The following is a 14,932-nucleotide window of genomic DNA, read 5'->3' as shown; positions in this document are numbered from 1 at the left end:
AATCTAGAAAACATATGCTAGAAGGTAACTGAGTAAAACTAAGATAACTTATGGACGAAGAAAAACTTGTGGATACGAATGCTCTGGATGGGTATCAACACTCACATCTGCGCCATACCATTTTTGTATATTTTCTGTTGTCAGTACATCGAGTGGAGCACCTTCACAAACTAACTTTCCTTGGTGCAATAATAAAATTCTATCGGCATAAAGTGAGGCTAAATTAAGGTCGTGTAGAACGCAACAAACCATAAGATGTTGTGTTTTTGCTAATTGCTTGAGTAAGCGCAAGCTGTGTTGCTGATGGTAAAGGTCGAGTGCTGAAGTTGGTTCATCGAGGAATAACACCGCTTCTTGTGGTGTAGGGTGCCATAATTGAGCTAATACTCTGGCAAGTTGCACTCGTTGTTGTTCACCACCTGATAATTGACGATAGTCTCTATCTTTAAACTTTAAGCAATCCGTTTGTAGTAGAGCCGTTTCGATAGCTATTTTTTTATGTTGCTGTCCATGAGGGGTTCTTCCCATGGCAACCACTTCTTCTACAGAAAACGAAAATGAGAGTTGGCTATTTTGGCGCATAACAGCACGGTTTTGTGCTAATTGTTGGCTATTCCATTGTGAATAGTCTTTTTGTTTAAAATAGCATTCACCTTGTGTTGGTGCCGTATAACCTGTCAATAAACGTAGTAATGATGATTTTCCTGCACCATTCGGACCAATAATGCTAATTAACTCCCCAGCATTAAGTGAAAGAGATACATCATCAATAATAGTTTTTTCACCAATTTGGTAAGTTAAATTCTTTCCATAGAGTAATGACGCTTTTTGTTTTTCAATCATGACATTCTTCCTGCGGGTTGTCGTAAGATAAGCCAAAGGAAATAAGGGCCACCAATTAATCCTGTAATGAGCCCCACAGGGATTTCTGCTGGAGATACCAGTGTTCGTGATAATGTGTCAGCAGCGAGTAATAGTGTTGCCCCCCCTAAAATAGTGGCAGGTAATAGCCATATATGATTACTACCAATACGCATACGAATAAGGTGGGGAACTACAAGTCCAATAAATCCAATAACACCACTTAGTGCGACAGCACAGCCAATTAAGATCGCGCTAAGAAGTAATAAGATAAATTTGGTTCTTCTTACATTTAGCCCTAAATAATGTGCTTCTTCATCACCAAGTTGTAATAGGTTTAATTTATGACTTTGCCAACATGCTAAGGTACTGACAGGAATGATCACAAGGGTTGCAATAGATAAAGTTTTCCAGTCAATCTGGCTTAATGAGCCCATCATCCATAGTGAGAATTGACGTAGCTGTTGGTCAGTACTGATATAACTTAATACACCAATAAAAGACATACATAGTGCATTGATAGCAATACCCGCAAGCAATAACCGTGCTAAATTGCCATCACTCAATTGATGTAATGAGAAAATAATCATAGCCACAATTAAACCGCCAATAAAGGCGGCAACAATATGACTGTAGAATGTAAAGATGGATGAAAAAGAGAAGGGTAGAATAATTACAATGGCAACCATTAATGCTGCACCGCTACTAATACCGAGTAAACCAGGATCAGCTAATGAGTTTCTAAATAACCCCTGCATTATCGCGCCTGATATTGCTAAAGCACCGCCAACAAGAATCGCTAATAAGACGCGAGGTAGACGGATATCTAGCCAAACTTGCCATTTCATATCATCAAAAGAGCTATTCCATAATGTATGAAATGAAAGGGCTAATGCACCGCTATTCATTGAAATTAATGTAACAGTGGTGAGCAAAAAGAGTAAAACTAAAATATTCATCCACGGTGAACGAAAACGAGACATTATTGCTCCAACGCTTGACGAATTTGATGCATAACTTCAGGTGTTGAAAGCGTAAAACCTAACAATCCCATATCATCGACAACGACATAATGTTTATTTTTACCTGCAGGCGTGTACTTTATACCGGGTAAATTCCAAAGCTTTTCAATACCACCAATGCCTTTAATACCTTCTTTAGTCACCAGCAAAATATCAGGTTGGCTTGCAATGACACCTTCTTGAGAAAGAGGGCGATAACTCGTAAAGCCTTGCATTGCATTCTTACCCCCAACTAGTGAAATAATGGTATCTGCTGCAGTATTTTGACCAGCAGCCATAGGAACAACACCACCATGACTCATGATATAAATGACTTTTTTATCTATAGGGGTTGTGGGTATTTGGCTAATAGATAGGGTGAGTTTTTCTTTTAACTGATCACCTTCTTTTTGTTTATTTAAAATAGTGGCAATGGTGTCTATTTTTTCATTAATGGCTTCTAATGAATGTGTACCTGTAATCGTTTTAACAGTGACTCCTGCCTCTTTTATTCGGCGTAGTGCTAAAGAAGGGCGAGCGAGTTCACTGGTTATAATTAATGTTGGTTTGACCGATAAGATACCTTCAGGGTTTAGCATTCGCATATAACCCACATCCGGGAGTGCTTTCACTTGTTCAGGGACTAAACTAGTGCTGTCTCTTGCAATAATTTGTTCACCCGAACCTAACGCGAAAACGATCTCTGTGATATCACCACCAATAGTGACAATACGTTCATTGGCGGAACTGACAAAAGACATGGCGCTACACAGGATCAAAAGAAGCCATTTTTTCATTAACTCATTCTCCGATTAGGCTATTTTTGCAAGAGTATTAACTTGCTCGCGCCATTGTTGTTGCTCTGCAGTGCCTTCAGTTCGTTGTCCATAAAGCTGGGCAATCTGTTGGCCTTTGCTATCAAAGATTTCAAGACTGGTGACAAAACCATCCTGAGTTGGTTTGCGAGTGATCCAACTTTCAGCGATTTCACTTTCAATTAAATGAAGTGTAAATGCAGGGTTGAAAACATTAATCCAGACTTGATCGCTATTCTCAAATTGATGAGGAACTAAACGGTCAATTTGTCCCGTAAAGATTTGTACACAACCACGACTTCCGACAAAAATCATGATCTCATTTTGTGCTTCTTTAGCGAGGGTTAATAAGGTTTTCAGTGCACTGTTATCAACTTGATAAGCAAGGTCATCGGCAACAGCTTTAAAGGCTTGTTGACGACTCAAATTATTTTCTTTTAGTAGTTTGAAAAATTGGTGAACATCGGTCATTGAACGCCATTGTTGTTCAAGTTGCTCTGCCAATTCATGACTAACAGGTGTGTTTGAATAAGGTTCGATAGGGGTAATGTCTAGAGTTGGATTTTCTTCCGATAAGAATGATTGGATTAGTGCATTCCATTCATCCATATTGGTATTGCTAGTTGCATAGACTTTATGTAATGCCTCGCCATGCATATCAAAAAACTGAATGCTATAGCGAGTTCCTTTTGAGTTTTCTTCAGCGAGTGCAAAAATGCTAGACCAATAAGCGAAGAAAAAGCGTAAATCCATTGCACGTGGATTTAAGATTAAACCTGCGTGATCGTTAAAACGTGCATTGGTATATTCACCAAGATGTTCATGAACAGCAATATCATTGCGAGTAATTGCTTTGACTTCACCGACTTTACTTAAGGTTTTTAATAATTCTTGTACATCATTGCGTAGACGTTTTGCATCATACCCAACTCGCGCATGAGTTAGTTCCGCTTCACTGACATTCAAATAAGCGGCTAAATCACGCGCATAAGATGCTTTTTTTTCAATTTTTGCTTGCAGGTAGCTCTCATAAAGAGGTTTAGTCACAGAAACTCCTATTATATCGTTCATTTTATTGTTGATTACCATTGATAACTCACAAGTACTTTTGCATTTCGGCCTTCTTGGGGAATACCAGCAGAAGAATAATAAGTTTTATCAAATGCGTTACTCAGTACAAATGAGGTTGTTAGCCCCTTTAATGAGGCATCATTACCTTCATAGCGAAGGTAAAAATCATTAACGCCGTAACCTGCTTGTTGGCTATTGATTGGGCGATTAAAACGGTTATGTTTAGTAAAGTCCGTTTTTTTGGTAAATTGACCAACCCAACCGACAGAAAAATCGGTACTTGGTACAGGTATATCTAAGCGACTCGTTAATGTATCCGGCTCGATGGATACTATTGAGGCATTAGTCGCATTATCTTTCCCTTTGGTATGGTTGTAGGCTAAATCCCAATTAAAGAATTTTGATTGGTAATTCATAGAAACATCCCATCCCCAAATAGTTGCTCTTGGAATATTTGTTGATTGTGTATATCCCTGAAAAATAGCGACATCTGCATCAATATAATCTTTTGCGCGAGTATTGAAATGGGCAGCTTTAATTTTCAGATTATCATTATTAGATAATAAGTCGTCGAATTGAAAACCAAATCCATATTCAGTAGTTGAATTGGTTTCGGGCTTTAAATTGGGATTTGGACGCCAATAGTTTGTTGGTGCGCCAGGGAAAGGGGCATCAAAATGCTTAGCATCGTTATACATCTCACCTAAAGTTGGTGCTCTAAATGCCTGAGAGTAAGAGGTATAAAGCATTAACCAATCCGTTGGCGTGATACTGATTGCGCCTTTTGATGACCATTTATCAGCGGTAATATCATCATAACGATCGTTTTGGCTTTTATATTTGTCAAAACGCGTTCCTAAAATAAAGGAAACAGGTAAATCACGTAAAGTGACTTCATCTTGCAACCAACCTGACATAAACTGGATATCGGCTTGTGGGAAGCTTTCTGCATTTTGGCGTGGTGATTGTTTTTGTTTATAAATCTCGCCACCATAAGTCAATCCATGTGATGCAAAGCTGTATGTACCTACTTGTGAGCGGTTTTCGAGTTTTACGCCATAAGTTTTTTGTTCTCGACCTTCAAACCCTTTTTGTTCCGTCTTGGCATTGATATCAACTTCACTGTAATAAGCCTGTGTTTTCAAATTAATCCATTGTGAATTTGAAGGATCAAATTGATACGTTAACTGAACATCTTTTTGTGTCGTGGTGCGATTAGTTTCTACATTAGCAAGTGTAGGATTTGAGGGAACTTGAGGGTTTTTGGGCTGATTTGTATTGTTATGATAATAACGAAATTGTCCGCTTAATGTATTGCTATCATCAATAAACCAACGCCCTTTGGAGAGTAGGTTAATAATGGTTTCATCATTTTGTGCACGATAACCACCACCATAACGAATATCACCTTTATCACGAGCTGATAATGCCACGAGACCATCAAGATTATCGTGTCTACCAAAAGCAGTAACACCTAAACCTTGGCTATGTTGCGCGGTATTACCAAGACCAGTGACACGCACACCGCCTTGTTCGTTTTTTGAAAGTAGATCGCTTGCATCAACGGTATCGTAAGCAATAAGACCGCCAAGTGCTCCACTACCATACAACAATGCAGAAGGACCCCGAACGACTTCAACTTGTTTTATAAGAAGAGGATCAACAAAAATACTGTCAATATGGCCAGTGTCAGTTCCTTGACGTACACCATCTACAAGTGTCAATATTCCATTATTACTGTATCCACGCATACTGATGGTTTCACCATTAGTACGACCTGCGCCAGAAATAGAAATTCCTGGCACATGGCGAAGTAATTCAGATGCACTACCTGCGGTTGCTGACAACGCATTGTTATTTTTAATAACGGTTGACATTATAGGTAACGTAAAATTATCACGTTCATTACCAGTCGCATAAACGGTAAGTACTTCTGTTTTTTTCTCCTCGCTAGTCTGTGTTTTCTCTTGTGCTGACACACAAGCAGAAGAAACAGTAACAGCCAGTAAACTAAATTTAAATAATAGGGATGACTGAGACATGCAGATGGATCTCCGTTATTTAATGGGCTGTTAAAAACAGCCCTTTGTTATATAAATCATTGCTCCTCATCTACCAGCGATAACTGACGGACATTTTGATATTTCTACCTTCTTGTGGAACACCTAATGCTGAGAAATATTCTCGGTTAAAGGCATTTGCGAGTACCAATGCGGCTTGAATATCTTTATTGTTTTTAGATTGATAACTGATTGAAAAATCATGAATGCCATAGCCCGGATATTGAGTAATCAGCTCTTGCATTCGATTTGTTGTTTTGCCTTTTACGTGAGGTGCTCGTCCTTTGTGTGTGCCTTTATTTTCTGTTGCACTGGCAAATTTGCCTGACCACCCTAATGAAAAAGGCGTTTTGGCAATAGGCAGTTGAATAAAGGTTGTGAGTACTTCAGGGCGAACAGGCGAAATGGTTTCATGCGTAGTTAATTCAAGGGTTTGAGTACGGTTATAGCCTAATCCAATAGAAATTAATGGATGGGAATAACGTAAACTAAGATCAACGCCTTCAATAAGGGCTTCAGGAATGTTGAAAGCTTGTAAGTTAAGCATGCCTGCCATGGATTTATTATGCCAAGGACCATAAGTGATGTAATCCTTTGATTTTGTGTCAAAATAAACGGCATTTATTGATAACTTATCTTGCTTAGTAAGTAAGTTTGAGAATGCAAGTTGACCACCATATTCCCAAGTACGATTTTTTTCTGGTTTTAAATTAGGATTAGGAACCCAATGCGCATTAGTGAAGAGTAATTTAAAATGAAATGAATCATTAAACATTTCACTTAAAGTTGGAATGCGAAATGCAGTTGAATAAGTGGAATAGAGCTGTAACCAATATGTTGGTGTGAATGTTAGTGTGATACTTTCAGTTGTACCTCGGTAACTTGATGGGTGTTTTTTGGCTTGTAATGATTTAGTTGAAAACTTACTAAAGAAAGGATCAATCCCTTTACCAGGTATATTTTTGTAATAGTGATAACGTATACCAGCAGTAAGGTTAATTGGGAATAATGGTGTACTGAGCGAACTTTGTAACCAACTTGCAATATAATTCGTTTTCGCTAAAGGAAAGTTTTTTGCTTGCTCATTTGACAGCATTTTTTGCTGATAAGCTTCTGAGCCTATCGTCATTGATTGTTTGAGGGTATCAGTCCATAAAATATTAGCGTGATCTTCTAGTTTTATACCATAGGTTGATTGTGTTCGTGATTCGTATCTACCTATTTTTCCTTGAATATTTTTTTTTAATTCGGATGCTGTTAGTTTAGTATCGGTTAAAAAAGTTTGATCAATGTTAAACTGCGAATAGTAAAGATGAGTGGTTAAATCTAACCATGAGCTAGTGTCAGAAATATAATGGTGCGTGATAGAATAGTTTTTTTGCTGAGTATCACGTTGTACTTGATTGCTTTCGTTCTTACCAAATCCGCCCATACGATGCAATACTTCACGTTGTTCACCTGAATTATCATAATGGCGAGCTGAAAAAATAATTGTTTGATTTTCAGTTGGATAGAGATATGCTTTTGCAAAAAAGTTTTTAATATGCTCATTGTTTTCCATCTTTTCGCCATTGGCTAGGCGAATAGGACCACGTTGACGTTGAGTATAAGCCAATAAGCCTTCTGCAATATCATGTCTAGCTGCAACAATGCCACCATAAGAAAAATGACGATCTGCTGATGAAATCGAACTAAAGAGTTTCGCACCTAATTTTCTATCAGTTGTTAATATTGATCGAGGATCAAGGGTATTAAAAGAAACAACCCCTCCCATAGCGCCTTCGCCATGTAATACTGCAGAAGAACCATGTTTAACATCAACGCGACGAATAAGAGAAGGGTCAATAAACAATCCACCTAAATTATTCATGGTGTTTTCTGATGGTTGATGAATACCATCAATGAGTATTTTTACTCCTTTTTGGTCATACCCACGCATTAAAATATTAGCGCCATTCGTAATACCCGTCCCTGATAAGGTAACTCCCGCGACATCTTTTATCATTTCACCTGTTGTAGCTGCGGTCTGTGCTTTTGCTGTGGTGGTATCAATTGTTGAATGAAAATCGGGAGTTGTATTTGTTGTGTCAATAACGGTGAGCGTTTCCGTGCCATTATTTTCAAGCTGTGCAGAGGCAATAGGGGAGTACAACAAACAAAGTGCTGTTGCAATACCAGAGTATTTGAAATGTTTTTTCAGCATACACATACCATAAATGTCCATAAAAAATCCTTGTATATGGAGTTATTTAGCTGGCTGCCTAGCTGAGGTAATAGGTGGCTTGCAAGTTATTGTCGAAAATGATTATTTAGTCAGGATTAATTTTCCTGCTTTTGTTTGACGTAGTTGATACAACTCTCCGTTGTGTTGAATGTAAACCACGCCATCTTTACCCAATAATTCAATACTATTAATGGATTGAATTATTGAAGAATGAGAGTTCTGATTGATTGAAGAACTATTTAAATTATGAGCTTTTTTATTCATAACATACTAAGAGTAATAAGAGTTATCATTATGATAATCATTATCGTTAACAAAAATATTTAGACAAGCTTTTTTTAACGCAAAGACGTAAAATTAAGTCATATTGTGAATAATAAAGCGTGATGTGATGAGAATTAGAACAGTGGAATAAAGGTAAGGTTATATTTTTATTAAAATATAGCGGGAGCAAAATAAAAAGGGGATAGAAATACCCCCCTTTAGCATAACGTGGTTATTAAAATCTGCTCTCAACGGCTTGTGCTAATAATTCAATAAGTTGTTCTGTGTCATTCCAGCTTAAACAAGGATCAGTGATTGATTGCCCATAATTAAGTGGTTTATTTTGCACGACTTTTTGTGAGCCTTCTTGTAAAAAGCTTTCAGCCATCACACCTACAATCGCTTGTGATCCATCTTTAATTTGTTGAGCAACATTTCTGGCTACTTCTAATTGGCGACGATGAATTTTTTCACAGTTGCCATGGCTAAAATCGATAATAAGATGTTCCGGTAAATCTACTTGTTTTAGTGCGTCAACTGCGTCAGCAATGTCACTTGCGTGATAATTCGGTTTTTTGCCGCCACGTAGAATAATATGACCATAAGGATTACCACTGGTTTGATAAATCGTCATACGACCATTTTTATCTGGCGATAAGAACGTATGACCCACTCGAGAAGCGCGAATAGCATCAATTGCAATACGGGTATTACCATCAGTGCCATTTTTAAAACCTACAGGGCAAGAGAGTGCAGATGCCATTTCGCGATGAACTTGGCTTTCTGTTGTTCTTGCACCAATGGCACCCCAACTAATTAAATCTGCAATATATTGGCCTGTGACCATATCGAGAAATTCAGTTGCAGTGGGCAAACCTAACGCGTTTATTTCAATTAATAGTTTTCTTGCAAGGCGAATACCTTCGTTGACATTGCAAGAGTTATCAAGGTAAGGATCAGAGATTAAACCTTTCCAGCCAATGACCGTACGTGGCTTTTCAAAGTAGGTTCTCATGACGATTTCTAAGCAGTCCTGATAATGGTCTTTTAACTGATTAAGCTTAGTTGCGTACTCTTTAGCAGCTTTAGGATCATGAATAGAACAAGGCCCTATAATCACTAGTAATCGCTTGTCTTCACCGGTGAGGATCGCTTCAATTCGTTTACGTGCCGATGTGATATTTTGGATTATCTCATCAGAAATGGGGAACTCTTTTGCTAAGGTTTCTGGTGTTACCAGACTGTCTAAAGCCTTAGTCCGTAGTTCATCTGTCTTTAACATAATTTATCTCAATAAATATACAGGGTAAATCTACCCAGTGATTAAGATCACAGTAAACGAAATTCAGCTAATTTCACAGTCTTCTCAGTGAAAAACCAATAAAAAAATGACGAAAATGCGTTAGAACATTCTTCTTGCTAATCCCATAGAATCAATCACCTTGGTTGAAATTTCTTCAACCGAATAATTAGTCGTATTGAGATAAGGGATATTGTTTTTTCTAAAAAGTGCTTCCACTTCTGCTAATTCAATTCTACATTGGCGAATTGAAGCATAACGGCTATTTTCACGGCGTTCGCCACGAATAGCTGCAAGACGTTCTGGCGCAATGGTTAATCCAAATAATTTATTCTGATATTCTTTTAATTCCGTAGGTAATTTTAAGAAATCCATATCATCAGCAGTAAATGGGTAGTTGGCGGCTTGAATACCGAATTGCATTGCTAAGTAGAGGCTGGTGGGGGTTTTTCCACAACGAGAAACACCAATTAAGATCACTTGAGCTTGGTCGAGATTACGTAATGATATGCCATCATCATGGGAAAGGGTGTATTCGATGGCAGCAATACGAGCATCGTATTTACTAAGATTTTTTTCAGTTAATCCATGGGTTTTATTTAATTTTGGCGATGCGTTGATCCCCATTTCTTTTTCAAGAGGTATGACGAGAGATTGCACGATATCCTGACAAAAACCCTCACTGCTATTTATTATCTGTTTAACTTCAGGACTGATAATCGAATAAAAAACAAGAGGCTTAGCACCACTCTTTTTATAAATTTCAGCTATTTTCTGTTTTATTTCTTCAGCTCTTTCTACAGTAGAAACAAAAGGTAATGTATAACTTTTCATTTTTAATGGAAATTGAGAAAGTACCGCATGACCTAATACTTCGGCAGTAATTGCTGTACCATCTGAGATAAAAAAGACTGTTCTATCAATGGGTTCATTATTATCACAATTAATAGAATTTAAGCTTAATATCATAACGCTCACCTTTTTTTAGCTGAATTAGCAAATCAAACAATATTATCTAAAGCATTTTTAGTGATTATAAAGGATAAAAAAATAAAGTTTTCTGGTTGATCGATTCACCTTTCTATATTCAGCATCACATTGTGATACGCTTATTTACGTTGTCGTTTTGACAGCGGGTTTTTCTTTTTTTTCTCTCTCTCATAATTGTTTAAAAAAGGATTGTTCTCAATGTCCAGCAATAGCCTCACCCCGTGCAATGTGCTTTGGTATAACCAATTGGGTATGAATGACGTTGATCGTGTTGGTGGGAAAAATGCTTCCCTCGGTGAAATGATCACAAACCTAGCGGAACTGGGTGTTTCTGTTCCTAATGGGTTTGCTACCACAGCGCAAGCGTTTAATGATTTTCTGGAACAGAGCGGTATCAATCAGCGTATTTATGAATTACTTGATAGTGTTGATGTTGATGATGTCCATCAACTGGCTCAAGCGGGTAATCAAATTCGCCAATGGGTAATTGATACACCTTTTACGCCTCAGTTTGAAAAAGATATTCGCGACGCTTATCTCACATTAAGTGAAGGTGAATCTGAAGCTTCATTTGCCGTTCGTTCATCTGCGACTGCAGAAGATATGCCTGATGCTTCTTTTGCAGGTCAACAAGAGACGTTTTTAAACGTTCAAGGTATTGATGCCATTCTCGTTGCGATTAAACACGTATTTGCTTCGTTGTTTAACGACCGTGCAATCTCTTATCGTGTTCACCAAGGTTATGATCACCGTGGTGTTGCATTATCTGCAGGTGTTCAACGTATGGTGCGTTCTGATCTTGCTTCTTCAGGTGTGATGTTTACCATCGATACTGAATCTGGATTTGATCAAGTTGTCTTTATTACATCAGCTTATGGTTTAGGTGAAATGGTTGTACAGGGTGCAGTTAACCCAGATGAGTTCTATGTACACAAGCCAACTTTAGCAAAAGGTTTACCTTCTATTGTCCGTCGTAATCTTGGCTCTAAAAAGATCCAAATGGTTTACGCAGACAGTGTAGAGCATGGTAAACAAGTCCGTATTGAAGATACGCCAGAATCACTGCGCAATCGTTTCTCTTTGACTGATAATGAAGTTCAAGAGTTAGCAAAACAAGCTGTATTGATTGAACAACACTATGGTCGTCCAATGGATATCGAGTGGGCTAAAGATGGGCATAATGGTCGTTTGTACATAGTACAGGCTCGCCCTGAAACCGTTCGATCTAACCAGCAAGTGATGGAGCGTTATCAGTTAAATGAAAATGGCTCTGTCATCATTGAAGGTCGTGCTATTGGTCATCGTATTGGTACAGGCACAGTCAAAGTTATTCATAACTTAAATGAAATGGATAGAATTGAAGCGGGTGATGTGCTGGTTACTGACATGACAGACCCGGATTGGGAACCTATCATGAAAAAAGCCTCCGCGATTGTGACTAACCGTGGTGGTAGAACATGTCATGCTGCAATTATTGCTCGTGAATTAGGTATTCCTGCTGTTGTAGGTTGTGGTGATGCCACTGAATGTATAACAGAAGGGCAAGTTGTAACCGTTTCTTGTGCTGAAGGTGACACAGGATTTGTTTACGATGGCAAACTTGATTTTTCTATTCAGAGCTCCGCAATCGATAATATGCCTGAATTAGGGCTCAAAATCATGATGAACGTCGGTAATCCTGATCGTGCATTTGATTTTGCAGGTCTACCAAATGATGGTGTCGGTCTTGCGCGTTTGGAATTTATTATTAACCGCATGATAGGTGTGCATCCTCGTGCATTGTTAGAGTATGACGACCAAACTGAAGCACTGAAAGCTGAAATCAATGAAATGATGGCAGGTTATGAATCTCCAGTTGAGTATTATATCAGTAAATTAACAGAAGGGATTGCAACATTAGCCGCCGCATTCTGGCCTAAACGCGTTATTGTTCGTTTATCTGACTTTAAATCTAACGAATATGCCAACTTAGTGGGTGGCGATCGCTATGAGCCAGATGAAGAGAACCCAATGTTAGGATTCCGTGGTGCGGGTCGTTATGTTTCTGATGATTTCCGTCGTTGTTTCGCGCTTGAATGTGAAGCGGTAAAACGTGTTCGTAATGATATGGGTTTAGAGAATGTTGAAGTCATGATCCCATTTGTTCGTACTGTCCGCCAAGCTGAAGAGGTGATTGACGAATTAGCGGCAAATGGTTTAAAACGTGGTGAGAACGGCTTAAAAGTCATTATGATGTGTGAAATTCCATCGAATGCCTTATTAGCTGATAAATTCTTAGAACATTTTGATGGTTTCTCTATCGGCTCTAACGACATGACCCAATTAACATTAGGTCTTGATCGTGATTCAGGTGTGGTTTCTTCACTGTTTGATGAACGTAATGATGCAGTGAAAGCATTATTATCAATGGCAATCCAAGCTGCAAAACGTAATGGAAAATATGTGGGTATCTGTGGTCAAGGACCTTCTGATCATGAAGATTTCGCACAATGGTTAATGGAAGAAGGAATTGATAGTTTATCTTTAAACCCAGATACTGTAATTAAAACTTGGGTAAAATTAGCGCAATAGAATTAATATCATCGCTATAAATAAAAAGCTCACAATATAATGTGAGCTTTTTTTATACAATTATATAAATAATAGGCAAAAAAAAAGCCTATCATGGGCTGACAGGCAAAGACTACACACAGCAATATTTTATATTCTTTAATCCCGCCAATTAATTTATTAATATGAACGGCGAAATTATTAATTTGATGAAACATTTGTTTCGTTGATATTTATATTAAGAGAAATGCGTTAATTATGCTCTAAGAATTATCTCAATAAAAAGATTGTTGGTTTATTTAAAAGTGAATATAACTTGCTGGTAACAAACAGGTTTAAAAAAATGTAATTTGTTTCAAAATGTAAGTTTGAATATAAAAATATAATGTTTTATTCCTAAATTGATAATCTTTATTAAACTTTTCTCTGTTATTTTAGAGCATGTAAGTAGCTACACTTACATGCTCCATTATTATTTATTCTTTTTCGATAAAGTTTTTATTCATAAATTCTACTGTTTCAGTTAAATCAGGATTAGGTTTTGGTACTTCATTAATCCATGCATTTAATAAGCTATGAGCAACAGCAAGAACAACAGGGCCAATAAATAATCCAATCATACCTAATGTTAAAATCCCGCCAATAACACCCGTAAGAATTAATACCATAGGTAAATCAGCGCCCATTTTGATTAAATAAGGCCGTAATACACCATCCATTGTTGCAACAGCACCACCCCAGATTACCATGACAATGCCCCATGTTGTATCACCCGTCCAAAATAACCATAAAACTGAAGGGATCAATACTAATAAAGGACCTATTTGAGCAAGGCAGCAAATAAACATAATGACGGTTAATACCGTAGCATAAGGCACACCAGATACTGCAAGGCCAATACCACCAACAATAGCTTGAATTAAGGCGGTTAAAACCACACCTAATGCGACAGCGCGAATAGACATAGATGCAAGTAAGATTGCCGCATCACCACGTTGACCCGCTAAACGAATAGCAAAGTGGCGCAACCAAGATACGACATTTTCACCTTGTAAAAATAGTAAGCCTGAAAATAACAACATCACACCCAAATGTAGGGCAAATCGACCAATATTTAAGGCTTGAGCAAAAAACCAGTTTGCAGCTTGTCCAACATAAGGCTGGATTTTTGAGATTAACGCATTGCCCCCAGAGACAAGAATAGAGTGCCATGTATCATAAAGTGAGCTCCCTATCATAGGGACATCATTAAGCCATAATAATTGAGGGGGCTGAATATTCGAAGGTGATTTCGCTAACTCAATTAAAGGGGCACTATTATCAATGACACTACTAATTAATAAGATAATAGGAATAACGAAGATCAGTAATATCAAAATCATCATTATCATAGTTGATAACCAACGATATTTTACTCGTTTTTCAATAATAAGAAGTAAAGGCCACGTTGCTACAACAATCATTCCAGCCCAAATAAAACCCACAATAAAGGGATTGAGTATCCAAAAACTGGCGATAATAAAAAACGAAATAAAAAGAACAGTGAATAAAATTTTGGGTATATCTGTATGGATCTGCGGTTTTTCCATGGTTTTAAATCCCTACACGAATAAAAATGCTAGAAGCAGATGAATAAACATTGCAAATATCACGTTGTTTATATCACTACGCAATTTGCCAGAATTGTATGATAAGGTGAACAGGTATAGGTCTGAAAGTACAAAATGAGGCGAAGTACCTCTTAGTATACATTTCAACATCTAAAATTAAGCAATGTGGACAATTATATTAAAGAG

11 protein-coding genes are annotated in these 14,932 nt (G+C 37.7%); 1 reads left to right on the top strand and 10 read right to left on the bottom strand.

Going from position 1 to position 14,932, the window contains the following annotated elements; translation table 11 throughout:
- Window positions 1–48: 48 nt before the first annotated feature.
- The 9 genes from CUB63_RS05385 to ppsR all read right to left on the bottom strand — a co-directional run bounded on the left by CUB63_RS05385 (window position 49) and on the right by ppsR (window position 10,565).
- On the bottom strand, window positions 49–843 hold the full coding sequence (locus tag CUB63_RS05385) for a heme ABC transporter ATP-binding protein (RefSeq protein ID WP_072062570.1): 795 nt from the start codon (window positions 841–843) through the stop codon (window positions 49–51).
- Window positions 840–1,844: a FecCD family ABC transporter permease gene (locus tag CUB63_RS05380; RefSeq protein ID WP_109847619.1), complete on the bottom strand. Its 1,005-nt coding sequence runs from the start codon at window positions 1,842–1,844 to the stop codon at window positions 840–842. The genes CUB63_RS05385 and CUB63_RS05380 overlap by 4 nt, the downstream gene beginning before the upstream one ends.
- Complete coding sequence (locus CUB63_RS05375) at window positions 1,844–2,659, bottom strand: heme/hemin ABC transporter substrate-binding protein (protein ID WP_109847618.1); 816 nt, start codon at window positions 2,657–2,659, stop codon at window positions 1,844–1,846. The genes CUB63_RS05380 and CUB63_RS05375 overlap by 1 nt, the downstream gene beginning before the upstream one ends.
- A gap of 15 nt (window positions 2,660–2,674) precedes the next feature.
- Window positions 2,675–3,724, bottom strand: a complete 1,050-nt coding sequence (locus tag CUB63_RS05370) for a hemin-degrading factor (protein ID WP_170110780.1) — start codon at window positions 3,722–3,724, stop codon at window positions 2,675–2,677.
- 35 nt (window positions 3,725–3,759) lie between these two features.
- Window positions 3,760–5,790: a TonB-dependent hemoglobin/transferrin/lactoferrin family receptor gene (locus tag CUB63_RS05365; protein WP_109847616.1), complete on the bottom strand. Its 2,031-nt coding sequence runs from the start codon at window positions 5,788–5,790 to the stop codon at window positions 3,760–3,762.
- A gap of 70 nt (window positions 5,791–5,860) precedes the next feature.
- The gene (locus CUB63_RS05360; RefSeq protein ID WP_109847615.1) at window positions 5,861–8,032 is read right to left on the bottom strand and encodes a TonB-dependent receptor domain-containing protein; all 2,172 of its coding nucleotides are present in this window, start codon (window positions 8,030–8,032) and stop codon (window positions 5,861–5,863) included.
- A gap of 81 nt (window positions 8,033–8,113) precedes the next feature.
- Entirely contained in the window at window positions 8,114–8,296 is a 183-nt protein-coding gene (gene hemP, locus CUB63_RS05355) for a hemin uptake protein HemP (protein ID WP_072062564.1), read from the bottom strand.
- Between the two features lie 235 nt (window positions 8,297–8,531).
- Window positions 8,532–9,578 carry a 3-deoxy-7-phosphoheptulonate synthase gene (locus CUB63_RS05350; protein WP_109847614.1) on the bottom strand — a complete coding sequence of 349 codons (1,047 nt, stop codon included), beginning with the start codon at window positions 9,576–9,578 and terminating at the stop codon, window positions 8,532–8,534.
- Window positions 9,579–9,698: 120 nt separating this feature from the next.
- Window positions 9,699–10,565 carry a posphoenolpyruvate synthetase regulatory kinase/phosphorylase PpsR gene (gene ppsR, locus CUB63_RS05345; protein WP_072062562.1) on the bottom strand — a complete coding sequence of 289 codons (867 nt, stop codon included), beginning with the start codon at window positions 10,563–10,565 and terminating at the stop codon, window positions 9,699–9,701.
- A 219-nt stretch (window positions 10,566–10,784) separates the two neighbouring features.
- On the opposite strand from ppsR, the gene ppsA reads away from it, so the two are divergent.
- The gene (gene ppsA, locus CUB63_RS05340) at window positions 10,785–13,157 is read left to right on the top strand and encodes a phosphoenolpyruvate synthase (RefSeq protein ID WP_109400328.1); all 2,373 of its coding nucleotides are present in this window, start codon (window positions 10,785–10,787) and stop codon (window positions 13,155–13,157) included.
- Between the two features lie 455 nt (window positions 13,158–13,612).
- Here ppsA and ydiK read toward each other — a convergent pair whose 3' ends face one another.
- The gene (gene ydiK, locus CUB63_RS05335) at window positions 13,613–14,725 is read right to left on the bottom strand and encodes an AI-2E family transporter YdiK (protein ID WP_006537070.1); all 1,113 of its coding nucleotides are present in this window, start codon (window positions 14,723–14,725) and stop codon (window positions 13,613–13,615) included.
- Window positions 14,726–14,932: the final 207 nt, after the last annotated feature.

Source organism: Proteus penneri, from assembly GCF_003144535.1.
Lineage (GTDB): Bacteria > Pseudomonadota > Gammaproteobacteria > Enterobacterales > Enterobacteriaceae > Proteus > Proteus penneri.
The sequence above is the reverse complement of the archived record's forward strand: the minus strand, read 5'-3'. Positions and strand labels throughout refer to the sequence as shown.